Genomic DNA, 26,102 nt, shown 5'->3' with positions numbered 1-26,102 from the left:
CGCGTCGACGCACCCCTGAAGTAGGGTGGGGACATGGCGAACTTGAAGCACACGGTCGTGGTTGGCGCGTTCGCCGTTGCGGCAGTCCTGGGACAGTTGGCGGTCGCAGCTCCGGCCGAGGCCAAACGTTGCCCCTCGGGCACGGTGCAGACGAAGTTCGAAGGTGTATGTGTGGCCGGTTCGTCCGGCGGCGGAATGGGCGCGGTGGCGCCTCCGGTGATGGCGCCCACTGCGGGTGGCACGAATATCACCAACCAGCCTGGCCAATTGCCCACCGTCAACGGGATTCCGTGCACCATCGAGCATTTCAGTACCTGCTATGCCATGGCTCAGCAGCCGTAACGTCTGCCGCTACACCACCAGCGTTTGAGGTTGTGCGCCGAGCGTGCCGGTGATGCTGTGCCAGGCCCGCACCAGCAGGCGCACCGCCTCCTCGAGTTCGGGCTCCGGCAGCGCGTAGGGGAGCCGGATAAACCGTTCCAGCGTGCCGTCCACCCCGAAGCGCGGACCCGCGGGCACATCAAGGCCCAGTCGCATCGCCGCCGCCGACAACGCCGTGCTCATCGGGGCGGGCAGCTTGACCCACAGCGACATACCGCCGCGGCCGTGCCCCGGCTGCCAGTCCGGAAGTTCACGCGCCAGCAGAGTGGTCAGGAATTGCCGGCGGGTGCGCAGGATCTCACGTCGTTCCGGTAGCACCTCGGCGTGCATGGCAAGCAGCTTCGCCGCGGCGAGTTGTTCGAGGATCGGGGTACCGAGATCCACCGAAGGCCGGATCGCGGCGATGGTGGCCAGCGTGCCGCGCTCGGCACGAACCCAGCCGACCCGCAGACCACCCCAGAACGATTTCGACATCGAGCCGATGGTCAGCACCAGGTCGTTGCGCGACACCGAAGCCGCCAGTGGTTCCGGCGGCGCCTCGTCGATCCACATATCGATGATCGACTCGTCGACGATGGTGCGGGTTCGGGTATCGGAAATGATCTGCCCCAACCGCTTTCGCTCGGCTGCGGCCATGGTGAACCCGGTGGGGTTGTGGCTGTCGGGAACCAGGTAGGCCAGGCTCGGCGCGAGTTGTCGCAGTGCGGCCTGCACGGCGTCCAGTTCCCAGCCGTCCTCGGTGAGGGCCACCGGGACGGCCCGTGCTCCCGCAGTCGAGATCGCCGACAGCGCACCGTGATAGGTGGGTTGCTCGACGAGCACCCGGTCACCTGGCTGGGTGTGGCTGGCCAGGATCAGCCCGATCGCGTGCTGGGCACCGCTGGTCACCATGATCTGGTTCGGATCGGTGGGTAGCCCTCTGGCGCAATATCTTTCGGCTATGGCTGCGCGCAAGGGGCCGACGCCCATCAGTTCGTGGCCCGGCTCGCGCAGATACGGCGAGATGTCGCGGGCGGCTTCGGCGAAGGCCTCCAACACCGCGGTGCCCGGCGCGGACAGAGCGGCGGCGGCCAGGCTGACCGTCGGGCTGGTGGCATCGGGCTCGACGTGTCCGGCGGCGGGCAGGGCCGTGATGCTGCGGGCTCCGCGGCGGGCGTGCAGGTACCCGTCCTCGCGCAACTGGGCGAAGGCCGCGGTGACGGTGGTGCGCGACACCCGCAGCGACTCGGCCAGGGCCCGTTCGCTCGGAATGCGCGACCCGACCGGAACGCGGCCGTCGACGATGAGCAGCCGGATGGCGTCCGCCAGGCCCAGATATGCGGGGCCACTTTGGCTGGAAGTGCGCCAGTTTCCCAACTCCCGGGCCAAGAGGTCCACATCGAGCGCTCTGGCGGCCAAATCTGGAGACATAATGAGGCCAGTATGGTCCAACTGGCTATTGATGGACAAGCCACATGGCCGAGATCATGGCTGCATGGCACGGAACTGGATTTCCCGATTAGCGGAGAATCTCCGCCGTCTGCACGATCCCGGCAACTACGCCGGCGACCGCGATGTAGACGCCCGGCGAGTGCGTAGCGAACTCGACGCGATCCGCGTCCGATTCCCCGACCACGCGTGAGGACGGCATTCACCCGAGGTGCGCTGCTGCTGATCGGCCTGTGCGGGTACGGCGTGTCGATGGCCATGATGGTGCGTGCCGGCCTCGGACTGGACCCGTGGGACGTTTTCCACCAGGGCATCACCCGGCACACGCCGCTGTCGCTCGGCATGGCCTCCGCCGTGGTCGGAATCGTGGTTCTACTGGCCTGGATCCCGCTGCGTAACCGGCCCGGAATCGGGACCGTCGCCAACGTCATCGTCATCGCCGTCACCGTCGACGCCACGCTCGCGGCCCTGCCGGCGCCGTCGGCGCTGCCGGTGCGCATCGCGATGATGATCGGCGCCGTGGTGCTCAACGCCGTCAGCACCGTCCTCTACATCGGCGCGGGCCTGGGCCCAGGACCGCGCGACGGCCTGATGACCGGGCTGGTGGCCCGTACCGGGCGGTCGGTGCGTTTGGTGCGCACCGCGATCGAGGCCACCGTGCTGGCGATCGGCTGGCTCATGGGTGGCACCGTCGGAATCGGCACCTTGGTTTACGCCTTCGGGATCGGCCCGCTCGTGCAGCTGTTCCTGCGGTTCATGCCACGGTCACTGCTGTTCCACGATTTCAGCGGCGGACGCGCCCGGGCGGAACGCGAACCGATCACTACGATGAGCGAGTGGCCGCAGGGGAATTCACCGACTCGACAACCGGCGACGACGGAAACGGAACCGACCCCGACCTGTTGATCGACTTCGCGAGGGTGAGCCTGCGGCGAGGCGGCAACACGCTCGTCGGGCCGATCACCTGGTCCGTCGAACTCGACGAACGCTGGGTGGTGATCGGCCCCAACGGGGCGGGCAAGACCTCACTGCTGCGGATCGCCGCAGCCACCGAGCATCCGTCCTCGGGCACCGCCTACGTGCTCGGGGAACGGCTGGGCCGCACCGACATGTCCGAACTGCGGGCCCGCGTCGGGCTCAGCAGCTCGGCGCTGTCACAGCGGATCCCCGACAGCGAGGTGGTACGCGACCTGGTGGTGTCGGCCGGCTACGCCGTCCTGGGCCGCTGGCGCGAGGACTACGAGGACGTGGACTACGCCCAGGCCATCGACATGCTCGAAAGCGTCGGTGCCGAACACCTCGCCGAGCGCACCTACGGGACGCTGTCAGAAGGTGAACGCAAACGCGTCCTGATCGCCCGCTCGCTGATGACCGACCCCGAACTGCTGCTGCTCGACGAGCCCGCGGCCGGCCTGGACCTCGGGGGTCGAGAAGAGCTGGTGGCCCGGCTGACGGACCTGGCCGCCGACCCCGACGCGCCGGCCATGGTGCTCGTCACCCATCATGTCGAGGAGATTCCGGTGGGCTTCAGCCACGCGCTGATCCTGTCGGAAGGCAAGGCGGTTGCATCTGGTCTGCTGACCGAGGTGTTGACTGCGGAGAACCTGTCCAAGGCGTTCGGCCAGTCGATCGCCCTCGACGTGATCGACGGGCGCTACTTCGCCCGGCGAACCCGGAGCCGCGCGGCTCATAGGAGGCGAGAATGACCACAACGGCCGACGAGGGCTTGCCCGAGGAGCCGACCGGCACCGACGAGGGCTTGCCCGAGGAGCCGACCGGCACCGACGAGGGCTTGCCCGAGGAGCCGACCGGCACCGACCCACTGGTGCCGCGTCCGGCGGCCACGGTGATGCTGGTCAGGGACGCCGCCGAATCCATCGAAGTCTTCATGATGCGCAGGCACGCGGCCATGGAGTTCGTGGCCGGGGTGATGGTATTTCCCGGTGGCGGCGTCGACGACCGCGATCGCTTTGCCGACATCTCCTGGTTCGGGCCGAAACCGGACTGGTGGGCCGAGCGTCTCGGCGTCGACACCGGACTGGCCGAGGCACTGGTGTGCGCGGCGGCCCGCGAGACCTTCGAGGAGTCCGGGGTCCTGTTCGCCGGACCCGCCGGTGGATCGGGGGCTCCGGGCATCATTTCCGACGCATCGGTCTACGGCGACGCGCGTGCCGCGCTGGCCAACCACTCGCTGTCCTTCGCGGACTTCCTGCGCGACGAGAAACTCGTGTTGCGCGCCGACCTGCTGCGGCCGTGGGACAACTGGATCACCCCGAAAGAAGAACGAACCCGCCGCTACGACACCTTCTTCTTCGTCGGCGCACTGCCCGAGGGGCAGCGGGCCGACGGTGAGAACACCGAAACCGACCGCGCGTTCTGGAGCACGCCGCAGGCCGGGCTCGAGGACTTCGAGCAGGGAAACTCGTTCCTGTTGCCGCCGACCTGGACCCAGCTCAACAGCCTCGCCGGCCGCTCGGTCGCCGACGTACTGGCCAGCGAGCGCAAGATCGTCCCGATCGAACCGAACCTGTCGCTCGGTGAGGGCAGCTGGCAGATCGAGTTCTTCGACAGCGGCCGCTACAACGCAGCCCGGAACCAGCGGGCGCCCTTGTGCCGGGGCCGGGAAGCCGCACAGTGAACGAGTTCGTCCGTGCGATCACCGGGGTGACGCCGGAGCAGGACCGGGTCGGCACCCTGATGCTGTCGCGTCCACCGACCAACGCCCTGACCCGGCAGATGTACCGCGAGATCATCGCCGCCGCCCGCGACCTGGGGGAGCGCACCGATATCTCTGCGGTGATCCTGTTCGGCGGCCACGAGATCTTCTGCGCCGGTGATGACGTTCCCGAACTGCGCACACTGAACGCCGGCGAAGCCGCTGCCGCGGATGCGGCACTGCGACAGTGCATCGAGGCCGTGGCCGCCATCCCCAAGCCCACCGTGGCCGCGATCACCGGCTACGCGCTGGGCACCGGGCTGAGCTTGGCGATGGCCACCGATTGGCGGATCAGCGGTGACAACGTGAAGTTCGGGGCGACCGAGATCTTGGCCGGGCTGGCGCCCCGCGCCGGTGGCGGTGCGCGGCTGGCCGAGGTCATCGGCGCCAGCAAGGCCAAGGAACTGGTGTTCAGCGGCCGCTTCGTCGGCGCAGAGGAAGCTCTGGAACTCGGCCTGATCGACCAGATGGTGGCACCCGATCACGTCTACGACGAGGCATTGGCGTGGGCACAAAGGTTCATCGAACACCCCGTGGACGTTCTGGCCGCAGCGAAGGCCGCCGTCGACAAACTGGTGGACCGGCCCTGACGCTCGCCCCACCCGGGCCGTTAGGCTGCCCTGCATGACTGACATCAAGGATTCCGGCACCGACGCCGATATTGCCGGTATGCCGACTCCTAACCCGCACGCCACGGCCGAGCAGGTCGAAGCCGCGATGCATGACAGCAAGCTGGCGCAGGTGCTGTACCACGACTGGGAAGCCGAGACCTACGACGAGAAGTGGTCGATCTCCTACGACCAGCGGTGCATCGACTACGCCCGCGGACGGTTCGACGCGATCGTCCCCGAATCCGAGCAGCGCGAGCTGCCGTACGACCGTGCCCTCGAGCTGGGCTGCGGTACCGGCTTCTTCCTGCTCAACCTGGTCCAGTCCGGGGTGGCGCGGCGCGGTTCGGTAACCGACCTGTCCCCGGGCATGGTCAAGGTGGCAACCCGCAACGGTCAGTCACTCGGCCTCGACATCGACGGCAAGGTCGCCGACGCCGAAGGCATTCCCTACGAGGACAACACCTTCGACCTCGTCGTCGGTCACGCGGTGCTGCACCACATCCCCGATGTCGAGCTGTCCCTGCGCGAAGTGGTCCGCGTGCTCAAGCCCGGCGGCCGTTTCGTGTTCGCCGGGGAGCCCACCACAGTCGGCAACAAGTACGCCCGCGAACTGTCCACCCTGACCTGGCACGCCACCACCAACCTGACGAAGCTGCCCTGGCTGAGCGGCTGGCGGCGGCCCCAGGCCGAACTCGACGAATCCTCGCGCGCCGCGGCGCTGGAAGCCGTCGTCGACCTGCACACCTTCGACCCCGCCGATCTGGAGCGCATGGCGACCAATGCCGGTGCGGTCGAAGTGCGCACCGCCAGTGAGGAATTCACCGCGGCGATGCTCGGCTGGCCGGTACGCACCTTCGAGGCCGCGGTGCCTCCCGGGCGTCTGGGCTGGGGCTGGGCCAAGTTCGCGTTCAACAGCTGGACCACGCTGAGCTGGGTCGACTCCAATGTCTGGCGCCGTGTGGTGCCCAAGGGCTGGTTCTACAACGTGATGGTCACGGGAGTTAAGCCCTCCTGAGCGGCGGAGTAGCGTTCGACCTCTCACACGTCGCGTATCTGCGGTCGGCGGCGGGGGAGCAGGCCCTGGCGGAGGTGGCCGAGCGTCGCCTCACCGGGGCCGGTCTGGTCAGCGACATCGCCGCTGTCCGAAAACGATTCGGCGATCACGCCGGAATTCTGGTGGAGACCGTAGCGCTGAGGCGTCGGGCCGCGGCCAAGTTCGACGAGCCGGGGCGCTGGCTGTTCACCGACGAGGCGCTGCAACAGGCCACCGCCGCGCCGGTGGCGGCCCATCGCGCCCGCAGGCTGGCCGGTTCGCGAGTGCACGACGCGACCTGTTCGATCGGCAGTGAGCTTGTGGCACTGCGTGGTTGCGCGGCGCAGGTGCTCGGCAGCGACCTCGACCCGGTGCGGTTGGCGATGGCGGCCAACAATGCCGAGGGGGTGGACCTCTGCCGGGCCGACGCGCTGGCACCCGTCACCCGCGACACGGTGGTGATCATCGACCCGGCCCGCCGCACCGGTGGGCGGCGCCGCTTCGACCCCCGGGCCTACACCCCGGCGCTCGACGCGGTGTTGGACGTCTACCGCGGCCGGGACCTGGTGGTGAAGTGCGCTCCGGGAATCGATTTCGACGCGCTCACCGAGATGGGGTTCGCCGGCGAGATCGAGGTGACGTCTCTCGGCGGCAGTGTGCGAGAAGCCTGCCTGTGGTCACCGGGCCTGACCGAACCCGGTATCCGCCGCCGGGCCAGCATGCTCGAAACCGGCGAACAGATCACCGACGCCGAACCCGACGACTGCCCGGTCGCCGAGGCCGGGCGTTGGATCGTCGACCCTGACGGTGCGGTGGTGCGCGCCGGGCTGGTGCGGCACTACGCCGCGCGACACGGGCTGTGGCAGCTCGACCCCGATATCGCCTATCTCTCCGGTGACCAGTTGCCCGCCGGGGTGCGCGGTTTCGAGGTCCTCGAACAGCTGCAATTCCAGGAGCGGCGGTTGCGGGCCGCGCTGACGGCGCGGTCGGTGGGGGCGCTGGAGATCCTGGTTCGTGGTGTCGATGTGGACCCGGATGCGTTGCGGACGCGGATGCGGCTGCGCGGCACCGAGCACCTTGCGGTCGTGATCGCCCGGTTGGGTTCCGGGCCGGCCAGCCGGGCGTGGGCATTCATTTGTCGCCCTTCGCGATAACGGCCACGTACCCTGAACGAAACGCGCCGGTGGAGCACCGGTGTGAGTTGATCGCCTGCGAGGACGACTGACGATGCGAATTTCCCCTGTGACAGCGATGCTGGCAGCCGGTGCGCTGCTCGGCTGGCTCGGCATGCCGGTGGCGGCTGCGCAGTCGGCCTGCGCCGACCTCGGCGGCACCGTCGACGGTGACCAGGTCTGTCAGGTACACACCGCCAACGCCTCCTACACCCTCGATTACACGTTCCCGGTCGACTTTCCCGACCAACAGGCGGTCGCCGGTTACCTGATCCAGACCCGCGACGGGTTCGTCAACGTCTCGGGAATGCCGGGCTCACGCGATCAGCCCTACGTTCTGGACGCCAAGGGCACCGGCTACACCTCCGGGGTGCCGGCGCGCACCCAGAGCCTGGTGTTCGAGGTCTATCAGAACGTGGGCGGTGCCCATCCGCAGACCTGGTACAAGACGTTCAACTACAACGTGGCCACGCGAGCCCCGATCACGTTCGACACCTTGTTCAAACCGGGCACCAGGCCCCTGGACGTGATCTTCCCGATCGTGCAACGCGAACTGCAGAAACAGTCGGGCGTCGAGCAGGCCATCCCGCCCACCGTCGGCCTCGACCCCGCGCACTACCAGAATTTCGCGATCACCGACGACTCGGTGATCTTCTTCTTCGGGCAGGGTGAACTGCTGCCGGAGGCCGCCGGAGCCAGCCAGGCCAACGTTCCCCGGTCCGCCGTGGCGGCCCTACTGGCCTGAACCGGGATCAAGCCGGCGCGAACCCGTACACCTGACCGTCGCTGGTCGCGGTGACGATCCGATGGTCATGACCGATCGACACCCCGACCGGCCAGCCGGTGGCCTCCGGAACGGGATAACTGTTGAGGGTGTGCCCGTCGCCCGTGTCGAACACCACCAGCGCCTGGCCGTGCCCGCCCTCGCGGGCCACCGTGTAGCCGACACCGCCGGCCCGGCTCGACGTGGTCAGCGGAACCACATCGTCACGGGTCCAGGCCACCTCACCGTGGTCTCCGGCGTCTCGCACCGCCGTCAGTTTGGCCTCCGGCCCGCCGCCGGCCACGATCAGTCCGTCCGGTGACACCGAGGGCGGCGTCTGAGCCAGATAGTTCAGCGGCACCGACCACTTGGGTGTCCCGTCCGCGGAGTTGAGTGCCCACAGCTTCTGGTCGCGACCGTTGACGTACACCGTCGACCCGTCGGCGGACAACACCGGGCTGGCCAGTGGCCCCCGGTCCACGGCGTTACTGGTCCATTCCTGCGTCAGCGGTGTCTGCTCGCCGGGGTGGTAGCGCAAGCCCATCAGCACCGGTGCCTCGGCCCCGGGCTGCCACACACTGAGCACGACGATGCGCGCCTGATGCGAGAACGCGGGGGCCGCCGCCACGGGGCAGCGCGACCGGGCCGGCTGACAGTCGGCGAGACCCCGCTGCGAATCGGTCGGGTCGACGCCGGCGACTAGATCCAGCGGAGTTCCGTCGACCGTGCCGCGGTGCCCGTCGAACACCAGCACTTGGCCGAGGTGAGTCACCACCAGCAGCTGGCCGTCCTCGAGGATCCGGGGTGTGGTCGGCATGCCGATCACCGGCTGGCGCCAACGGATCCACTGGGTGGGCGGAAAGGACAGGATGGTGCCGGGCTGCCCGATGTAGACGTTGTCGAACCCGTCGAACAGGGGACTGGACCAGCCGCCGCCCAGCACCAGTCGCGTGCACCAGCGCTGGCGGGCGTTGTTGTCGGCCTCCCACACCATCAGCGAACAGCCACCGGCAGTCTGCGCGTTGACCGCCAGGCGGTTGTCCGCGCTCAACGCCACCTGGGCGCCCAGTTCACCCTTGACCGACCGGCTCCACTCCAGGCGCAGCGCCTCGGGGCCGTGGGTCCGGATATAGCTGCTGTTGGCAGCGTCTCCGTACTGCGCCGACCAGCCTTGTGCGGCGTGCGCATCCACCCAGGAATCGGTGTTCTCGCAACCGGCGAGCAGGCCTGTGAACAGCACCGCGACCGCCAGTGCAAGGTATCGCCGGAACACGATGTCCTTTCGTCGCCGAACACGCGGGGCGCTCGTATTTGTGACCCAGGTGAGGGTAACCGTTCCGGCTGGGAGACCGGCGCACTGTGACCCGCGACGGGTGCGGCATACGGGAGCGCAGCGACCCGAATACCCGTCGAACGCCCTCGCGTAGGCTGTCCGGCCATGACGACGATGTGGGGCGCTCCGATTCACAAGCGCTGGCGTGGCTCCCGGCTGCGTGATCCGCGCCAGGCCGATTTCTTGACCAAGGCGTCGCTGAAATGGGTCATCGACAATCGCGCCTACACCCCGTGGTACCTGGTGCGGTACTGGCGGCTGCTGAAGTTCAAGCTGGCCAACCCGCACATCATCACCCGCGGCATGGTCTTCCTCGGCAAGGGTGTGGAGATCCAGTGCACCCCGGAACTGGCGCAGATGGAGATCGGCCGCTGGGTGCACATCGGTGACAAGAACACCATCCGGTGCCACGAGGGGTCGCTGCGCATCGGCGACAAGGTGGTGCTGGGACGCGACAACGTGATCAACACCTACCTCGACATCGAGCTCGGCGACTCCGCGCTGATGGCCGACTGGTGCTACGTGTGCGACTTCGACCACAAGATGGACAACATCGAAATGCCCATCAAGGACCAGGGCATCATCAAGGGCCCGGTCCGCATCGGCCCGGACACCTGGATCGCCGCCAAGGTCACCATCCTGCGCAACACCTCGATCGGCCGGGGCTGTGTGCTCGGGGCCCACGCCGTGGTCAAGGGCGAGATCCCCGATTTCTCGATTGCCGTCGGGGCACCGGCCAAGGTGGTCAAGAACCGCAAGCTGGATTGGGAGACTTCGGCAGCCGAACGCGCCGAACTCGCCGCGGCGCTGGCCGACATCGAGCGTAAGAAGGCGGCGAACAGCAACTGAGAGGGCCGCTCAGGCCCCGTTACACACCCCGGAGTCGCGGATCGTGTTCCCGTAGACGTTGGCGGTGGCGATGTTCGCGTTGATGACCCCCGCCGGCTGCTGCTTGGCGATCTTGTCGCTGATCTGGGTCAGCTGGTACCACAGGTGATAGATCGAGTCGCCGTTGTACAGCGGTGAATACTGGCTCTGATCCGGGTAATTCGTGATGTACAGGGTGTGGGCGCGGGGATCGAGGAACGCCGCCGACTGATCGACGTTGGCCCGCACGGCGTCGCCGGCGGCCTGTACGCCGGGCGCGGTCCAATAGTCATGCTGGTCGCCCAGGAAATGCTGGAAGCCCACGATCTGGCTCATCAACGTGGCGTACTGCGCGTTGAACCACTGGCAGGACTCGCGCTGCGCGTCGATCTGCTCGGGCGTGACCCGCACCTGCCACAGGTTGTAGGGGAACACCGTGTAGTTCGGCGACCAGTCGGACGGGTGCGGCACGAAAGCGGGCAGCGTGGGCGCGGCGCCGGTGGGTTCGGCGGCCGACGGTGCCGCCAGGCCGAGTGCGAGCGCTGCGCCGGCGATTGCGGCGCAGACCGTGCCTAGATGTCTGCGGAGCTGGACCACGAGTCGATTGTGCTTGGTGGCCACCGCCAGGGAAAGCGAATCGGCGATTCTCGAACGCGCCCGTCAACCGGCCCAGTCGATACCGAAGCGGTCGGCCAGTGCGGTTCGCCCGGATCTGGTCACCGTGAGGGCACGATGCCGCGGCGTGCGGCGCAACCATTCGGCCGCCAGGAAACGGTCGAGGATCGCCCGGCCCAACCCGCCGGCGACGTGGTGCCGCTGCTCGGTCCAGTCGACGCAGTAGCGCACCAGAGGCCTTGGGCCGGTGGGCAATTCGACTCCCAGCTGCTGAAGCCGGGCCCGGCCCCCGTCGGTCAGCTGATAGGCCACGTCGTGGCCCGGGCTGCTGAGCCGGTCACTACCTCCGGGGTGAAACCAGCCGTCGCCGCCGGCGAGGACGCCCTGCTCGAGCAGGCTGCCCATGAGCGCGACACCGAGCCGGCCGGCGATGTGGTCGTAGCAGGTCCGGGCGGAGCGCAGCCGTGCGGCCCGGGTGCCCTCGCGCAGCGAGGTGACCGGCCTGACCGGTGCCAGCCGGCCGAGTTGTTCGATCAGCGCACCCACTTCGGGCCCGGCCAGCCGGTAGTAGCGGTGCCGGCCCTGCGTGCGGACCGTGAGCAGGCCGGCCTCGGTCAGCTTGGCCAGGTGGCTGCTTGTCGTGGGGCGGCTGACGCCGGCTTCCTCGGCCAGCACACTGGCCGGCAGGGCGCGGCCGTCGTCGAGGGCCAGCAGGACCTTACAGCGTGCCGGATCTGCCAGCAGAGCGGCTACCGCAGCGATGTCCACCTCGGTCGCCGACGCCAGTTCCTGTGCTTCACGCATGACATGACTCCTTCCCGGCGATATGGTCGCGACGGCACACCGGGGCCGATGCCGGCTGCGTCAGCCACAGGGGCGACAGCGGCACCCACCAACTGGCAACCCGCTCCCGCCACCAGCGCGGTCCGCACTCCGTCCGCGCCGCCGACAACCGTCATGGCGCTACCCAACACCGCGACTCCGACAGTGATACCCAGCAGCCGGGCCAGATTCACCACTCCCGCGGCCAGCCCGGTTCGCCCCGGCGAGATCGTTTCCATCGCCAGCGTCACCGCCGGACCGGTGGTCAGGGCCAGCCCGGTGCCGGCGAGCACGAACGACAGCTCCAGCCAGCCGACGTCGGCCAGCGGCCCGGCGCCGGCATAGAGCAGCGATCCCGCCGCCATCATCGCCAGTCCCGCGGTCATCGGCAGCCGCGGTCCGGTGCGGCGGGCGATCAGGTTCGCGGCGGGGATCAACAGCAGGTAGGTGACGGCCATCGGCAGGAACCACACGGCGGTGGCCAATGCGCCGGAGCCCCGGAGTTGTTGGAAGGCAAAGCTGTTCACCAGCAGCAGGCCATAGATGCCGAACGTCATCGCGAAGGTGGCCAGCAGCGCACCCACCAGGCGGCGGCTGCCGAAGAGGTCCGGCGGCAGCATCGGGTGCGGGCTGCGGTGCTGGGCGGTCAGGAATGCGGCGAGCAGGGCCGCGGCGATCGCGCCGATCGCGGCCGTTTGTCGCCAGTGCCAGTCATGCCCCTCGACCAGCACGAGCGTGACGGCGCCGAGCGCCGCAATCGCCAGGCATTGACCCGGCAGATCGACGCGGGCGGCATCCGGATCGCGCGAATCGGGCAGATGCGAGACGCTCAGGACCAGTGCGAGCAGGCCGATCGGCACGTTGACCCAGAAGATCCAGCGCCAGCCGATGCTCTCGGCCAGCACCCCGCCGAGCACGGGGCCCAGCGCGGTGCTGCTCGCCGCGGCCATCGCCCACCCCGCGGTGGCCCGGGCCCGTCCACGCGGGTCCGGATGAACCGCCGCGGCGATGGCCAGCCCCTGCGGCAGCATCATCGCCGCGCCGACACCCTGCACCGCCCGCGACACCAGCAACAACGGCAACGACGGCGCCAGTGCGCAGGCGATCGACGCCGCGACGAAGGTTGCCAATCCGATCCGCAGCATCCGCCGCCGGCTGAACCGGTCGCCAAGGGACCCCGCGGTGAGCAGCAGCGCCGCGAACGTGACGTTGTAGGCGTCGATCGTCCATTGCGCACCGGTCATCCCGCCACCGAGATCTTCGCCTATCGCGGGCAGCGCCAGGTTGACGGCGTTCGCGTCGACGAGGCCGACGAAAAGCCCGAGGTAGGCGGCGATCAGGGTGACGAAGGGGGACCGTTGGGAAGCCATATCCGCACGCTAGGTGCGGATTGATTCGATGCCGGTCGAATCAGCGGTCGGGCAGGGCGTGCTCGATGATCGGCCGGCGCGGGTGTGGTTCTCGTTCGGCACGTTTGGCGGCCAGATACACCTGACTGGTCTCGGCCGCCACGGTGTGCCAGTCGAAGTCGGCGCTGAGCCGCTCGCGGGCCGCGATCGCCCGGCGCTGAGCCGCCTCAGGGTCGTCGAGCACGGCACGGACGGCGGCAGCCAGCCCCGCCACATCACGTGGCGCGAAGGACATCCCGGTCTGGCCGTCGATCACGGCCTCGCCCAAACCTCCCACATTCGACGTCACCAGTGGAGTTCCCGTGGCCGCCGCCTCCAGCGCCACGATGCCGAACGGCTCGTAGTGGCTGGGCAGCACCGCGGCGTCGGCGGACTGCAGCGCGGCCAGCAACTCCTCGTGGCCGAGCCGTCCGACGAATCGGGTTGCCTTGAGCACCTTGTGCTTTCGGGCCTGCTCGATGAGCCACTGGTGCTGGGTGCCGTCGCCGGCGATGGTCAGTGTGGTGCCGGGGTGGGCGCGTCGGATCCGGGGCAGCGCCGCGATCGCGTCGTGCACGCCTTTTTCGTATTCCAGGCGACCGAGGTAGAGCAGTTCCGGCGGGCCCTGGCGGGGACGGCGTGGGGCGAAGGGCCAGAGATCGGCGTCGATGCCGTTGCGGATCACCCTGATCTCGGACAGGTCGGGACCGAACAGCTGGGTGATCTCGTCGCTCATCGATGTCGAACACGTGATCAGCGAATCGGATTCGCGCACCAGCCACGACTCGACCGCGTGTACCTGGCGGCTGATCGGACCGGAAACCCAACCGGAATGTCGCCCTGCCTCGGTGGCGTGGATGGTGGAAACCAGTGGTACGTCGAAGTATTCGGCCAAGGCGATGGACGGGTGGGCCACCAGCCAGTCGTGGGCGTGGACCAGGTCGGGCACCCAGCGGTCACCTGAATTGTCTTTGATGGCAAGGCCGGTGCGCACCATGGCATGCCCCATGGCCAGCGTCCAGGCCATCATGTCGGTGCCGAACACGAACTCGTGAGGGTCTTGCGCTGCGGCCACGACCCGCACGCCTTCGCTGACCTCGTCGGTCGAGGGGTGGGTGCTCGGGTCGGTATCGGTGGGGCGACGGCTGAGGACCACGATCTCGTGGCCGGCTGCGGCCAGCGCGGTGGCCAGGTGGTGTACGTGTCGGCCCAGTCCGCCGACGACGACGGGCGGGTACTCCCATGACACCATCAGGATCTTCATGACTGCGTGCCTTCATGCCGGTGCGAGTGTGCGGACAAAGCTGAGTTCTGGCGGCGTGTCGAGCGGCAGACGCGCACGCTCGCGCTGGTGGTCATTTTGGCAGACGCCGGGCGTCGAGGGCACCGAACAGTCCGTCGGCCTTGTTCCAGCCGTCGGCGAGCCGTTCGGCGTGATCGCGCCGGCCCGCGGCCAGCGCGTCGGAGATCTCGCGGGTGGCGTGGGCGTGCAGGTGGGCCCGGTAGCGCGCGTAGTCGGCGGCCGAGTCCTTGCTCACCATGAAAGGCCAGTCACTGGAGACGGTCAACAGCGTCTCCCGCAGGATCTGATCGGCCACCCGGTCGCGCGGGGTCGGTGTGCCCACCGCGGCATGCTGGGCGAGCGCCTTGTCCACCGTGCTCAGCGCGCCGTCGACCACCTCGCTGTTGAGCTGCACCAGATCGGCCACCTTCTCGCCGTTCCAGACCTGCCAGTCCTTGCCCGAACCCCATGAGCTGGGCGGCAATTCGACCGGGGCGCCGACGAATCCGTCGGCCCTGGCGTCGGCCAGGGTGCCTACCCGCACGCCGGCCGCCGGCAGGGCGCGCAGCACCCGGCCCAGCCACTCGGGACCCTCGTACCACCAGTGTCCGAACAACTCGGTGTCGAATGCCGCCACCACGTGGGCCGGGCGGCCGATCCGCTCGCTCTCGCTGATCAGCCGGCGGCGGACCACCTCGACGAAGTCGGCGACATGCTCGTCGGTCGCCCGGTCCGCGCGCTGCGGATCGTAGGGCGCCTTCTCCTCAGACGGGACGTTGCGGCCGGTGACCCGGGCCGGCTTGAGGCCCGTGGTGTGGTCATAGGTGTGGAAATCCCGGTATGCGGCATGGCCGGGATAGCCGGACTTTGGCGACCACACGCGATAGCTGACCTGCAAATCCCGCCCGAACGCCACCACATCGGATTCCCCGACCGGCCGGCCGAGCGCGGTGTCGCCGTGCAGCGACGGGCCGTCCACCATGAAATGCCCGACACCGGCCGCGGCATAACCTGTTTCCATCCCGGGCGCGTACGCGCATTCGGGTGCCCAGATGCCCACGGGTGTGTGTGCGAACCGCTGCTGCGCATCGGCCAGGCCCTCGCGCAAGGCGAACTCGCGCAACCGCGGGTTCAGCAGGGGCTGGAACGGATGCGACAGCGGGCCGCCGAGCAGTTCGATGGTCTCGGCGTCGATCAATTGACGCAGCAGGCCGCTGGCGCCGTGACGCCAATGGGTGGTGAACTCCTCGATCGCGGTCCCGGCCTCGGCGTATTCGCGAATCCCGAACTGCTGCAGGCCTTTCGGCTCGCGCAGCGTCGTGGCCTCCTGGGCCCGCAGCTGCCAGTTGGCCAGCCAGTGGTGCATGCCGGTCAGGCAGTAGGGGTCATCGAGCTGTGCGGTGACCACCGGCGTCATCCCGAGGGTGATGAGGTGGCTGCGGTCCTCGGCGGCCAGGCCGCGCAGCACCCGCATCAACGGCAGATAGGCCGCCGCCCAGGACTGGTAGAGCCACTCCTCGCCGACCGGCCAGCGACCGTGATGGGCCAGCCACGGCAAGTGGGTGTGTAGGACGAGGGTGAATAAACCGGGTACCGGTTCGGGCTCGGAGTTCGGGGTCACGGCCGCACCGCGATCGCGACGAGATCGAGGCTGTCGTCAATGTTGCGGTCGTCGGCGGAGGTCAGATCGAAGTCGTCGATGCTGACCGCAGCCACGTCGGCGAGCAGCTGTTCGGGCCACGGTGCCTCGGCGACGGCGCGCTGCACCTGCGCTTCGATGATCGAGCCCCCGTGCCGGGCGTCGAGCTCGGCGAGCCCGGCACCGTGAAACACCCCGAGCATCGATTCGACGGTAAATCCGGCGTCGTGCAACAACTCGGTGAGCTCCGCGGCGTTGAGCTCGCGGGTATGGAAGGGGTTGAGCGGGGTGTCGCGACCGGGGGAGAAGGTGATCCGGTTCGGGGTCGAGACCAGGAACACGCCGCCCGGCCGCAGTACCCGGAAGCACTCGGACACGAACTGAGCCTGATCCCACAGGTGCTCGATGACCTGGAAGTTCACCACGACGTCGACCGACTCGTCGGGCAGAGGCAGCTCGGCCAGGTTGCCGTGCCGAATCTCCACCCGCGGGTAGCGGGCCCGCACGTGCGCGACGGTGGCCTCGTCATAGTCCAGGGCGATCACCCGCCGAGCTACATCGGCGATCAGGTCGGCGCCGTAGCCCTCACCGCACCCGGCCTCCAGGACCTCGCGATCGGCGCACCGGCCGGCCAACCGCTGATACACCACCTCATGGCGGCGGAACCAGTAGTTTTCCTCGGCCAGTCCGGGGATGGTCCGCTCGCCGGTCAGGGGTAGGGCGTGATCCGGGTCGCCAACGAATGCGCTCATTGGAAGGCAGGCTAACCCAGGCTTGCCCAGGTTGAAGGTGTCGGTAGTCAATCAAGCAACGGCTCCCTCACCTCAGGGGTGTGGTAGGGGAGGCCGGAATACAAACTCCGACCAGCTATGGTGTTCCTGCGAACCATCAAAAGTTACCGACCGGTAACATGATGCTAGTTGCCTAGAACGTGATATGAGCCCGGGCCACCGGTCTCATCGAGGAGGACGAACCAGAGTCATGACGAACATCGTGGTCCTGATCAAACAGGTCCCAGACACTTGGTCGGAGCGCAAGCTGTCCGACGGCGATTTCACCCTCGACCGCGAGGCTGCCGACGCCGTGCTCGACGAGATCAACGAGCGCGCCGTGGAAGAGGCGCTGTTGATCAAGGAGCGTGAGGGCGGCGACAGCACCGTCACCGTGCTGACCGCCGGCCCGGAGCGCGCCACCGAGGCGATCCGCAAGGCGCTGTCCATGGGTGCCGACAAGGCCGTACACCTCAAGGATGACGGCATGCACGGCTCCGACGTGATCCAGACCGGTTGGGCGCTGGCCCGCGCGCTGGGCACCATCGAGGGCACCGAGCTGGTCATCGCCGGTAACGAGGCCACCGACGGCGTCGGCGGCGCGGTTCCGGCCGTCATCGCCGAGTACCTGGGCCTGCCGCAGCTCACCCATGTGCGCAAGCTGAACGTCGAGGGCGGCAAGGTCACCGCCGAGCGTGAGACCGACGAGGGTGTGTTCACCCTGGAGGCAACGCTCCCGGCCGTGGTCAGCGTCAACGAGAAGATCAACGAGCCTCGCTTCCCCTCCTTCAAGGGCATCATGGCCGCCAAGAAGAAGGAAGTCACCGTGCTCACCCTCGCCGAGATCGGTGTGGAAGCCGATGAGGTCGGCGTTGCCAATGCCGGTTCCAAGGTGCTGTCTTCGACCCCGAAGCCGCCGAAGACCGCCGGTGAGAAGGTGACCGACGAAGGCGACGGCGGCACGAAGATCGCCGAGTACCTGGTTGCCCAAAAGCTGATCTAGCCCACCCACTTCTGAAAGACGTAACGAGAACTCATGGCTGAAGTACTTGTGCTCGTTGAGCACTCCGAAGGCGCATTGAAGAAGGTCAGCGCCGAGCTGATCACCGCCGCCCGTGCCCTGGGTGAGCCCTCCGCAGTTGTGGTGGGCAAGCCGGGCACCTCCGCCGGTCTGGTCGACGGCCTCAAGGCCGCCGGTGCGGCCAAGATCTACGTCGCCGAGTCCGACGACGCGGAGAACTACCTGCTCACCCCCGTCGTCGACGTGCTGGCCGCGCTGGCCGAGTCGGCCGCCCCCGCCGGAGTCGTCCTGGCCGCCACCGCGGACGGCAAGGAAATCGCCGCCCGCCTGGCCGCGCGCATCGGCTCGGGCCTGCTGGTCGACGTGGTCGAGGTCCGCGAAGGTGCGGTAGGCGTCCACAGCATCTTCGGTGGCGCGTTCACCGTCGAGGCCCAGGTCACCAGCGACACCCCGGTGATCACCGTGCGTCCGGGTTCGGTCGAGGCCGCCCCGGCCGACGGTGCCGGCGAGGTCGTCAACGTCGAGGTCCCGGCCCAGGCCGAGAACGCGACCAAGATCACCAAGCGCGAGCCCGCCGTTGCCGGTGACCGCCCCGAGCTCACCGAGGCCAGCGTCGTGGTCGCCGGTGGTCGTGGCGTCGGCAGTGCCGAGAGCTTCTCGGTGGTCGAGGAGCTGGCCGACTCGCTCGGTGGCGCCGTGGGTGCCTCCCGTGCCGCGGTCGACTCGGGCTACTACCCGGGCCAGTTCCAGGTCGGCCAGACCGGTAAGACCGTGTCGCCGCAGCTGTACATCGCCCTGGGCATCTCCGGCGCGATCCAGCACCGTGCCGGCATGCAGACCTCCAAGACGATCATCGCGGTGAACAAGGACGAGGAAGCTCCGATCTTCGAGATCGCCGACCTCGGCATCGTCGGTGACCTGTTCAAGGTCAGCCCGCAGCTGACCGAGGCGGTCAAGGCCCGCAAGGGATAGATCCCCAACGCGTCAACGCAGAACCCCGGTACACCTGGTGTGCCGGGGTTCTGTGCTATCTGGGGCCGGTTGCGGCGAAACCGGGCCACGACATGCGCCCGAGTGTCACGCTGGAGTGGCACTCGGGTTCGAGAGCCACTCCAGCGTGACAAGGCCGGCCGGTGCGGCCCGACGACCGGGCAGGACGGCCATGTCGACTACGGACTTTCCAGGGTTTGAATCACGGCCCGCGGTGCCAGTGTTGGTCCTGTCATCTCGTCGAGAAAAGGATTCGCACAATGAAAATCACAGTCATAGGTGCCAGTGGCCAGATCGGCTCGCGGGTGGTGCGGTTGCTCACCGAAGCCGGGCATGACGTGGTGGCTGCTTCGCTGTCGTCGGGGGCGAATGTCCTGACCGGGGAGGGGCTGGTGGACGCGCTCAGCGGCGCCGACGCCCTTGTCGACGTCGTCAACTCTCCCTCGTTCGACGACGGCCCGGTGATGGACTTCTTCACCAAGTCCTCGCACAATCTGGCTGCCGCAGCGAAGGAGACCGGGGTGGGCCACTACGTCGCACTCTCGATCGTGGGCGCCGATGGTTTGCCCGACAGCGGCTACATGCGAGCCAAGGTGGCCCAAGAGAAGAACATCACCGACTCGGGCCTGCCGTACTCGATCGTGCGCGCCACCCAGTTCCAGGAATTCGCCGAGGCCATCACCGCGTCGCTGGTGGTGGGCGACGAGGTGCGGGTGCCCGACGCCCGGATCCAGCTGATCTCGGTCGACGACGTAGCCGCCGAGGTGGCCAAGGTGGCACAGGCCGCGCCGCTGGGCGGAATCGTCAACATCGGTGGGCCCGAAAAGTTCTCGTTCGCCGACATGGCACGCGCGGTGCTGGCTGCCCAAGGCGACGACAAGCCGGTCGTCGTCGATCCGCAGGCGACGTATTTCGGTACCGCGGTCGATGACAACAGCCTGGTGACCGGCGACGACGGAATCCTCGGCCAAACCCCATGGGCCGCCCGGGCCGGGGCTCGCTGACATGCCCGTCTCAGCTGAGCGCGAGCAGGCGCTGCACAACGCGATGACTGTGATCGCCAGTGTCACACCGCCGTTCATCCCGCCGAACGCCGAGGTGATGACGACGATCATCGAGTGGCCCGCCGGATCACCGGGAGCGCCGCCACACCGGCATCCCGCCGGACCCGCCTTCGGTTACGTGCTGGAAGGCGAGATGCTGTTCGAGTTGGAGGGCGAGGCGCCCCGCGTCGTCAAGGCGGGAGAAGCGTTCTGGGAGCCCGGCGGTGACGTCATCCACTACTCGGATGCCAACAACCGCGACGACGTCCCACTGCGGTTCCTCGTCAACATGCTGTGCGTGCCCGGCCAACCGATGCTCGTCATCGTCGAGGATGACGAACTGGAGGCCCGCAAGGACCGGCGAGTGCGCTGATGGCCGAGTTCGGCGACGTCGTCCGGTCGCGGAGGTCATCGCGGATGTTCTTGCCGGACAAGGCTGTCCCGCGAGAACTGCTCGACGAGGCGCTGGCCTTGGCAGTGCGGGCGCCGTCGAACTCCAACACGCAGCCCTGGCACGTCTTCTTCGCCACCGGGCAGCGGCGCGTCCGACTGGTGGACGCGCTGCTCGCCGCGGTGAAGGCAGCCCCGCCGGCCATCGGCTCGGCGGGGCTGCCGCCCCGCTTCGCGCATCTGCGCAGGGAGAGCGGTGCCCTGGTCTACGGGGCCATGGGCATCGCCCGCGACGATGCCGAGGGCCGCTGGGCCGCCCAGCTTCGGAACTGGGAGTTCTTCCACGCACCGGTGGCCGGGGTGGTGTGCATGCACCGGGATTTCACGAACGTCGACGCGCTGGGCGTCGGAATGTTCCTGCAGACCCTGCTGCTGGCGTTGAACGAACGGGGTATCGGCAGTTGCGTGCAGGTGTCGATCTCGTTCTATCCAGATGTGCTGCGGGCACAACTCGACATCCCCGACGACCTGACCGTCCTGTGCGGCCTGTCGATCGGCTACGCCGACCCCGAGTTCCCGGCGAATCACCTGGACACACCGCGTAACCCGATCAGCGAGAACGTGGTGTTCCTCGACGGCTGACACCGGCCCAAAAAGTCACCTGGCGCTCACAGACATGTCACACGGGCGATGCCGTACGGAGACCCGACTGGGCGACCGTGCTGGTTATGAGCACTGCATCTGTACTCATCGCCGCTGATCACACCGACAGCGCGGCGCCCGATGCGCCCCGCTACACCCTCCTGTTGTCTGCCGATCCCGAGCTCATCGAAGCCGCCCAGCGGCTCCGGCACGACGTGTTCACCTCCGAACCCGGATTCGCACTGGCCGGTGCTACAGACGGACGTGACGCCGACCGATTCGACGAGCACTGCGACCACCTGCTGGTACGCGAGGACCGCACCGGTGAATTGGTGGGCTGCTACCGGATGCTGCCACCGCCCGGCGCCATCGCCGCGGGCGGGCTCTACACCGCCACCGAGTTCGACGTGTGCGGTCTCGACGCACTGCGGCCGTCGCTGGTCGAGATGGGCCGCGCGGTGGTGCGGGCCGACCATCGCAACGGCGCCGTCGTCCTGCTCATGTGGGCAGGCATCCTCGCCTATCTCGACCGTTCCGGCTACGACTACGTGACGGGCTGTGTTTCGGTGCCCGTCGCCGGAAACGCCGACGGCCCGCCGGGAACACAGATCCGCGGAGTCCGCGACTTCGTGCGACGTCGCCACGCGGCGCCCGCCGAACACACGGTGTACCCGTACCGCCCGGTGGTCCTCGACGGCAAGGGGCTCGACGACATCGAACCCCCGTCTCGGACCACGGTGCCGCCGCTGATGCGCGGCTACCTGCGCCTGGGCGCGCAGGTGTGCGGGGAACCGGCCCATGACCCCGACTTCGGGGTCGGTGACTTCCCGGCTCTGCTGGACAAGCGGCGGGCCGACGTGCGCTACCTCAAGCGCTTGCGCTCGGTCTCGGCCGCGACCGACATGGCCGACGGCATGGGCGGGGGCGCGTCATGACCGCCGCGCCCTGTGAGCACTCCTGGCTGCCCAAGGCCTCGTGCGACGGCAGCTGCGTACATGCCGGCGGCGCCGACGCCGGCCGTCGGCTCGTGGTCTGGATCCGCACCACGGTGCGGGTCACCATGGCCGTACTGCTGGCGCCCGGGGTGCCGCTGCTGGCGGTGCCCATGCCGGGCCGCTCACATGTGCAGCGCTTCTACTGCCGGTTGATGTTGCGCTGCTTCGGAGTCCGAATCAGCTTGTCGGGCGGGCCTATTCGAAACCTGAAGGGCGTGCTGGTGGTCAGCGGCCACGTGTCATGGCTGGACATCTTCACCATCGGTGCGGTCCTGCCCGGCTCGTTCGTGGCGCGTGCCGATCTGGTCGAATGGCCGGCGGTGGGCCGGCTGGCCCGCGTGATGAAGGTGATCCCGATCGACCGGGGCAGCCTGCGCCGGCTGCCCGCGGTGGTGCACACCGTCGCCGAACGCCTGCGCGCCGGGCACACCGTGGTGGCCTTCCCGGAGGGCACCACCTGGTGCGGTCTGGCCTACGGGCCGTTCCGGCCGGCGATGTTCCAGGCCGCGATCGACGCGGCCCGGCCGGTGCAGCCCCTGCGGCTGGTCTACCGCCACCGCGACGGCCGCCCCTCGACGATTCCGGCCTTCGTGGGGGAGGACACCCTGCTGCGGTCGGTGCGGCGCGTCATCACGGCACGCCGCACCGTGTGCCACGTCCACGTGGGGTCGCTTCAGCTGCCCGGAGACGACCGGCGGGCACTGGCCGGACGCTGCGAGGCGGTGGTGCGCGGCCACCAGGAGCTCCCTGGCGCTCCCGCGCACGCCCTGGCGGCCTGAGGCGGCAGGAAGGCGGGTAGTCCGCCAGCGGCTATCCTAGGAGGGTTATGGCCTCCATCCTGACCTCCTCCTCAGGCGGGCCGGTCTATCTCGATCACGCCGCCACCACCCCGATGCACGCCGCTGCCATCGAGGCGATGACCGCTGCGCTGGCCACCGTCGGCAACGCGTCCTCCCTGCATGGTTCCGGTCGCCAGGCGCGCCGGCGCATGGAGGAGGCCCGCGAGACGCTGGCCCGGCTGCTGGGCTGCCGCCCGTCGGAGGTGATCTTCACCGCCGGGGGAACCGAGAGCGACAACCTCGCCGTCAAGGGCATCTACTGGGCCCGCCGCGACGCCGAGCCGGCGCGACGCCGGATCATCACCACCGCAGTCGAGCACCACGCCGTTCTGGACGCGGTGCAGTGGCTGGTGGACCACGAGGATGCGGAGGTCACCTGGCTGCCGGTCGACACCGACGGCGTCGTGGCCCCCGAGTCGCTGCGCGCGGCCCTGGAAGCCGGGGAGGGCCCAGCCGATGTGGCTCTGGTCAGCATCATGTGGGCCAACAACGAAGTCGGCGCCATCATGCCGGTCGCCCAACTGGCCGCCATCGCCGCCGAGTTCGATGTCCCGATGCACAGCGACGCCATCCAGGCCGTAGGCCAGGTCCCGGTCGACTTCGCGGAGACCGGGCTGGCGGCGATGAGCATCGCGGCGCACAAGTTCGGCGGTCCGATGGGCGTCGGCGCACTGGTGCTGCGCCGCGACACCGCATGCGTGCCCCTGCTGCACGGCGGCGGGCAGGAGCGCGACGTGCGTTCCGGGACACCCGACGTGGCCGGTGCCGTGGCGATGGCCGCGGCCGCCGAGGTGGCCATCGGCGGGCTGGCCGAGCACAGCTGCAGACTGCAGTCATTGCGGGACCGGCTGATCGAGGGCGTGCTGTCCATGATCGAGGACTCGTACCTCAACGGCCCGCGCGGAGCCGACCGGCTTCCGGCCAACACCCACTTCACTTTCCGTGGCTGCGAAGGTGATTCGCTGCTGATGCTGCTCGACGCCAAGGGCATCGAATGCTCCACCGGCTCGGCGTGCACCGCCGGCGTGGCGCAGCCGTCGCACGTTCTGATCGCCATGGGCGCCGACCCGGCCACCGCGCGGGGGTCCCTGCGATTCTCGTTGGGCCACACCAGCACCGACGCCGACATCGACGCGGTGCTGCAGGTGCTGCCCGCCGCGGTCGACCGTGCCCGGCAGGCGGCGCTGGCCAGCGCCGGGAGGACGTTGTCATGAGGGTTCTGGTGGCGATGAGCGGCGGCGTGGATTCCTCGGTGGCTGCTGCGCGCATGGTCGATGCCGGCCACGACGTCGTCGGGGTGCACATGGCGCTGTCGTCGGCGCCGGGAACGCTGCGCACCGGGTCGAGGGGGTGCTGCTCCAAGGAGGACGCCGGCGACGCCCGCCGCGTGGCCGACATTCTCGACATCCCGTTCTACGTATGGGATTTCGCCGACCGATTCAAGGACGACGTGATCGATGACTTCGTCGAGTCGTACGCCCGCGGCGAGACCCCGAACCCGTGTGTGCGGTGCAACGAGCGCATCAAGTTCTCCGCGCTGGCCGCACGCGCACTGGCGCTCGGTTTCGATGCCGTGGCCACCGGCCACTACGCCCGGCTGTCCGATGGCCGGTTGCGCCGCGCGGTCGACGCCGACAAGGACCAGTCCTACGTGCTGGGGGTGCTGACCGCCGAACAGCTGGCACATGCGATCTTCCCGATCGGTGACACCCCCAAGCCTCAGATTCGCGCCGAGGCCGCCGAGCGCGGTCTGGCCGTCGCGAAAAAGCCTGACAGCCATGACATCTGCTTCATTCCCTCGGGCGACACCCAGGCCTTCCTGGGTGCCCGGATCGGGGTGCGGCGCGGTTCGGTGATCGACAACGAGGGCACCGTGCTCGCCGAACACGAAGGCGTGCACGGCTTCACCATCGGCCAGCGCAAGGGCCTGGGCATCGCGGGACCGGGCGCCGACGGCCGGCCCCGCTACGTCACCGCGATCGACGCCGAGACGGGCACGGTCCGGGTCGGACCGGTCGAGGACCTCGAGATCTGGGAGTTGTTCGGCGACAAGCCGGTGTTCACCAGCGGGACGCCGCTGCAGGGGCCGGTGGAATGCCAGATCCAGGTGCGCGCCCACGGCGGGATCACCGATGCGGTGGCCGCGCTGCGCGACGGCCGGCTGGCGGTTTCCCTGCGGGCGCCGCTGCGCGGGGTGGCACCCGGCCAGACCATGGTGCTTTACCGTCCCGATGCCGACGGTGACGAGGTCATCGCCAGCGCGACCATCGCACGCGCATGAGTCTTTTCGCATGAGTGTTTTCTCGACGGCCACCGGTATCGGATCCTGGCCCGGTACCGAAGCGCGGACCGCGGCCGAAGTCGTGGTCGGCGAACTGCACACCCTGTCGCATCTGGTGGAATTGCCTGCGCGCGGGATCGGCGCCGACCTGATCGGCCGCGGCGGGGCCCTGCTGGTCGACATCGGTATCGACACGGTGCCGCGCGGTTACCGCATTGCCGGTCGTCGTAGCGCTGCGCTGCGGCGGGCGGTGAGCCTGCTCGGCGAGGACATCGATGCGCTGGAAGAAGCGTGGGAACGTGCCGGGCTGCGGGGCAGTGGGCGTGCGGTCAAGGTGCAGGCGCCGGGCCCGATCACGCTGGCCGCGCAGCTGGAGCTGCCCAACGGGCATCGCGCCATCACCGATCACGGTGCGCTGCGGGACCTTTCGGCCTCACTTGCCGAGGGGCTGGCGATTCACCGGGCCGAGGTGGCCCGGCGGTTGGAGACCCAGGTGGTGGTTCAGCTCGACGAGCCGTCCCTGCCGGCTGCACTGGCCGGCCGGCTTTCGGGGGTCACCAGCTTCACCCCGGTGCATGCGGTGGACGAGGCGGTGGCGATGAATCTGATCGAAGCGTGTGTGGCGGCGGCCGGCTCGGATGTGGCACTGCACAGCTGTGCGCCCGAGCTTCCGTGGCAGGCGTTGTTGCGCAGCGCTGTTCACGCGGTATCGGTGGACGTCTCGACCCTGACCCCGGTGGATTTGGACGGGGTCGGAGAATTCGTCGACTCCGGGCGGACCGTGCTGCTCGGTGTGGTGCCGTCCGTCGCGCCAGAGGGCAGGCCCTCGGTGGAAGAGGTGGCCAAAGCGGTGGTCGGGTTGACGGACCGGCTCGGATTCGCCCGGGTGGTGCTGCGTGACCGCGTCGGCGTCACACCCTCGTGTGGGCTGGCCGGCGCCACCGCCCAGTGGGCGCGCACCGCGGTGGGGCTCGCGCAGAAGGCCGCTGACGCCTTCGCGGAAGATCCCGAGGCCATCTGAATAAGGCAACCAAAAGGTTGCGCTTGGTGTCCGATGCTCGTAGGGTGAGAAGCAACTGAA

General features: G+C 68.8%; 28 protein-coding genes. 20 read left to right on the top strand and 8 right to left on the bottom strand.

Going from position 1 to position 26,102, the window contains the following annotated elements; translation table 11 throughout:
- The first annotated feature begins 33 nt into the window (after nt 1-33).
- Complete coding sequence (locus K6L26_RS21145; RefSeq protein ID WP_019346089.1) at nt 34-342, top strand: hypothetical protein; 309 nt, start codon at nt 34-36, stop codon at nt 340-342.
- Between the two features lie 9 nt (nt 343-351).
- On the opposite strand, the gene K6L26_RS21140 is transcribed toward K6L26_RS21145, so the two are convergent.
- Entirely contained in the window at nt 352-1,791 is a 1,440-nt protein-coding gene (locus tag K6L26_RS21140) for a MocR-like transcription factor YczR (RefSeq protein WP_076212658.1), read from the bottom strand.
- 64 nt (nt 1,792-1,855) lie between these two features.
- Between K6L26_RS21140 and K6L26_RS21135 the strand changes: the two genes are divergently transcribed.
- The 8 genes from K6L26_RS21135 (at nt 1,856) to K6L26_RS21100 (ending at nt 8,086) form a co-directional block, all read left to right on the top strand.
- Nucleotides 1,856-2,002, top strand: a complete 147-nt coding sequence (locus tag K6L26_RS21135; protein ID WP_085980426.1) for a hypothetical protein — start codon at nt 1,856-1,858, stop codon at nt 2,000-2,002.
- Nucleotides 1,999-2,715, top strand: coding sequence for a membrane protein YczE (locus K6L26_RS21130; RefSeq protein ID WP_221851457.1), 717 nt, complete (start codon nt 1,999-2,001; stop codon nt 2,713-2,715). Before K6L26_RS21135 ends, K6L26_RS21130 begins: the two co-directional genes overlap by 4 nt.
- Nucleotides 2,646-3,515 carry an ABC transporter ATP-binding protein gene (locus K6L26_RS21125; protein ID WP_019346093.1) on the top strand — a complete coding sequence of 290 codons (870 nt, stop codon included), beginning with the start codon at nt 2,646-2,648 and terminating at the stop codon, nt 3,513-3,515. Before K6L26_RS21130 ends, K6L26_RS21125 begins: the two co-directional genes overlap by 70 nt.
- A 143-nt stretch (nt 3,516-3,658) precedes the next feature.
- Nucleotides 3,659-4,447 carry an NUDIX hydrolase gene (locus tag K6L26_RS21120; RefSeq protein WP_221853448.1) on the top strand — a complete coding sequence of 263 codons (789 nt, stop codon included), beginning with the start codon at nt 3,659-3,661 and terminating at the stop codon, nt 4,445-4,447.
- Nucleotides 4,444-5,115: an enoyl-CoA hydratase gene (locus K6L26_RS21115; RefSeq protein WP_221851455.1), complete on the top strand. Its 672-nt coding sequence runs from the start codon at nt 4,444-4,446 to the stop codon at nt 5,113-5,115. The genes K6L26_RS21120 and K6L26_RS21115 overlap by 4 nt, the downstream gene beginning before the upstream one ends.
- A gap of 34 nt (nt 5,116-5,149) precedes the next feature.
- On the top strand, nt 5,150-6,151 hold the full coding sequence (locus K6L26_RS21110) for a class I SAM-dependent methyltransferase (protein ID WP_019346096.1): 1,002 nt from the start codon (nt 5,150-5,152) through the stop codon (nt 6,149-6,151).
- On the top strand, nt 6,148-7,323 hold the full coding sequence (locus tag K6L26_RS21105) for a THUMP-like domain-containing protein (protein WP_221853447.1): 1,176 nt from the start codon (nt 6,148-6,150) through the stop codon (nt 7,321-7,323). The genes K6L26_RS21110 and K6L26_RS21105 overlap by 4 nt, the downstream gene beginning before the upstream one ends.
- A gap of 73 nt (nt 7,324-7,396) precedes the next feature.
- Entirely contained in the window at nt 7,397-8,086 is a 690-nt protein-coding gene (locus tag K6L26_RS21100) for an esterase (protein WP_036388324.1), read from the top strand.
- 7 nt (nt 8,087-8,093) lie between these two features.
- Here the strand turns inward: K6L26_RS21100 and K6L26_RS21095 are convergent, their stop codons facing one another.
- The gene (locus K6L26_RS21095; RefSeq protein ID WP_019348740.1) at nt 8,094-9,377 is read right to left on the bottom strand and encodes an outer membrane protein assembly factor BamB family protein; all 1,284 of its coding nucleotides are present in this window, start codon (nt 9,375-9,377) and stop codon (nt 8,094-8,096) included.
- Nucleotides 9,378-9,542: 165 nt separating this feature from the next.
- On the opposite strand from K6L26_RS21095, the gene K6L26_RS21090 reads away from it, so the two are divergent.
- Entirely contained in the window at nt 9,543-10,286 is a 744-nt protein-coding gene (locus K6L26_RS21090) for an acyltransferase (RefSeq protein ID WP_003881195.1), read from the top strand.
- A gap of 9 nt (nt 10,287-10,295) precedes the next feature.
- Here the strand turns inward: K6L26_RS21090 and K6L26_RS21085 are convergent, their stop codons facing one another.
- The 6 genes from K6L26_RS21085 to K6L26_RS21060 all read right to left on the bottom strand — a co-directional run bounded on the left by K6L26_RS21085 (nt 10,296) and on the right by K6L26_RS21060 (nt 16,802).
- The gene (locus K6L26_RS21085; protein ID WP_051752521.1) at nt 10,296-10,901 is read right to left on the bottom strand and encodes a hypothetical protein; all 606 of its coding nucleotides are present in this window, start codon (nt 10,899-10,901) and stop codon (nt 10,296-10,298) included.
- Nucleotides 10,902-10,964: 63 nt separating this feature from the next.
- Complete coding sequence (locus K6L26_RS21080) at nt 10,965-11,723, bottom strand: ArsR/SmtB family transcription factor (RefSeq protein ID WP_019348737.1); 759 nt, start codon at nt 11,721-11,723, stop codon at nt 10,965-10,967.
- Nucleotides 11,669-13,111: an MFS transporter gene (locus K6L26_RS21075; protein WP_245008626.1), complete on the bottom strand. Its 1,443-nt coding sequence runs from the start codon at nt 13,109-13,111 to the stop codon at nt 11,669-11,671. Before K6L26_RS21075 ends, K6L26_RS21080 begins: the two co-directional genes overlap by 55 nt.
- 40 nt (nt 13,112-13,151) lie before the next feature.
- The gene (locus tag K6L26_RS21070; protein ID WP_019347394.1) at nt 13,152-14,393 is read right to left on the bottom strand and encodes a glycosyltransferase family 4 protein; all 1,242 of its coding nucleotides are present in this window, start codon (nt 14,391-14,393) and stop codon (nt 13,152-13,154) included.
- 91 nt (nt 14,394-14,484) lie between these two features.
- A complete protein-coding gene (locus K6L26_RS21065) occupies nt 14,485-16,032 on the bottom strand; it encodes a 1,4-alpha-glucan branching protein domain-containing protein (RefSeq protein WP_221851453.1) in 1,548 nt (515 codons plus the stop codon).
- Nucleotides 16,029-16,802 carry a class I SAM-dependent methyltransferase gene (locus K6L26_RS21060; protein ID WP_076212634.1) on the bottom strand — a complete coding sequence of 258 codons (774 nt, stop codon included), beginning with the start codon at nt 16,800-16,802 and terminating at the stop codon, nt 16,029-16,031. Before K6L26_RS21060 ends, K6L26_RS21065 begins: the two co-directional genes overlap by 4 nt.
- 229 nt (nt 16,803-17,031) lie before the next feature.
- On the opposite strand from K6L26_RS21060, the gene K6L26_RS21055 reads away from it, so the two are divergent.
- The 10 genes from K6L26_RS21055 to K6L26_RS21010 all read left to right on the top strand — a co-directional run bounded on the left by K6L26_RS21055 (nt 17,032) and on the right by K6L26_RS21010 (nt 26,042).
- Nucleotides 17,032-17,823 carry an electron transfer flavoprotein subunit beta/FixA family protein gene (locus K6L26_RS21055; RefSeq protein ID WP_019347397.1) on the top strand — a complete coding sequence of 264 codons (792 nt, stop codon included), beginning with the start codon at nt 17,032-17,034 and terminating at the stop codon, nt 17,821-17,823.
- Between the two features lie 33 nt (nt 17,824-17,856).
- On the top strand, nt 17,857-18,813 hold the full coding sequence (locus K6L26_RS21050) for an electron transfer flavoprotein subunit alpha/FixB family protein (RefSeq protein WP_019347398.1): 957 nt from the start codon (nt 17,857-17,859) through the stop codon (nt 18,811-18,813).
- A 278-nt stretch (nt 18,814-19,091) separates the two neighbouring features.
- The gene (locus K6L26_RS21045) at nt 19,092-19,835 is read left to right on the top strand and encodes an SDR family oxidoreductase (protein ID WP_221851451.1); all 744 of its coding nucleotides are present in this window, start codon (nt 19,092-19,094) and stop codon (nt 19,833-19,835) included.
- Between the two features lies 1 nt (nt 19,836).
- Nucleotides 19,837-20,247: a cupin domain-containing protein gene (locus K6L26_RS21040; RefSeq protein WP_019347400.1), complete on the top strand. Its 411-nt coding sequence runs from the start codon at nt 19,837-19,839 to the stop codon at nt 20,245-20,247.
- Entirely contained in the window at nt 20,247-20,906 is a 660-nt protein-coding gene (locus tag K6L26_RS21035) for a nitroreductase (RefSeq protein ID WP_036388316.1), read from the top strand. Before K6L26_RS21040 ends, K6L26_RS21035 begins: the two co-directional genes overlap by 1 nt.
- Nucleotides 20,907-20,992: 86 nt before the next feature.
- Complete coding sequence (locus K6L26_RS21030; RefSeq protein WP_221851449.1) at nt 20,993-21,841, top strand: GNAT family N-acetyltransferase; 849 nt, start codon at nt 20,993-20,995, stop codon at nt 21,839-21,841.
- Nucleotides 21,838-22,680, top strand: a complete 843-nt coding sequence (locus K6L26_RS21025; protein ID WP_076212628.1) for a lysophospholipid acyltransferase family protein — start codon at nt 21,838-21,840, stop codon at nt 22,678-22,680. Before K6L26_RS21030 ends, K6L26_RS21025 begins: the two co-directional genes overlap by 4 nt.
- 47 nt (nt 22,681-22,727) lie before the next feature.
- Complete coding sequence (locus K6L26_RS21020) at nt 22,728-23,954, top strand: cysteine desulfurase family protein (RefSeq protein ID WP_076212625.1); 1,227 nt, start codon at nt 22,728-22,730, stop codon at nt 23,952-23,954.
- A complete protein-coding gene (mnmA, locus tag K6L26_RS21015; protein ID WP_076212622.1) occupies nt 23,951-25,021 on the top strand; it encodes a tRNA 2-thiouridine(34) synthase MnmA in 1,071 nt (356 codons plus the stop codon). The genes K6L26_RS21020 and mnmA overlap by 4 nt, the downstream gene beginning before the upstream one ends.
- 10 nt (nt 25,022-25,031) lie before the next feature.
- The gene (locus K6L26_RS21010; protein ID WP_221851448.1) at nt 25,032-26,042 is read left to right on the top strand and encodes a uroporphyrinogen decarboxylase/cobalamine-independent methonine synthase family protein; all 1,011 of its coding nucleotides are present in this window, start codon (nt 25,032-25,034) and stop codon (nt 26,040-26,042) included.
- Nucleotides 26,043-26,102 lie beyond the last annotated feature (60 nt).

It is taken from the genome of Mycobacterium farcinogenes, from assembly GCF_019739075.1.
In the GTDB taxonomy this organism is placed as follows: Bacteria; Actinomycetota; Actinomycetes; order Mycobacteriales; family Mycobacteriaceae; genus Mycobacterium; species Mycobacterium senegalense.
Note: the sequence above shows the minus strand (reverse complement) of the source record. Positions and strands in the feature narration are given on the sequence as shown.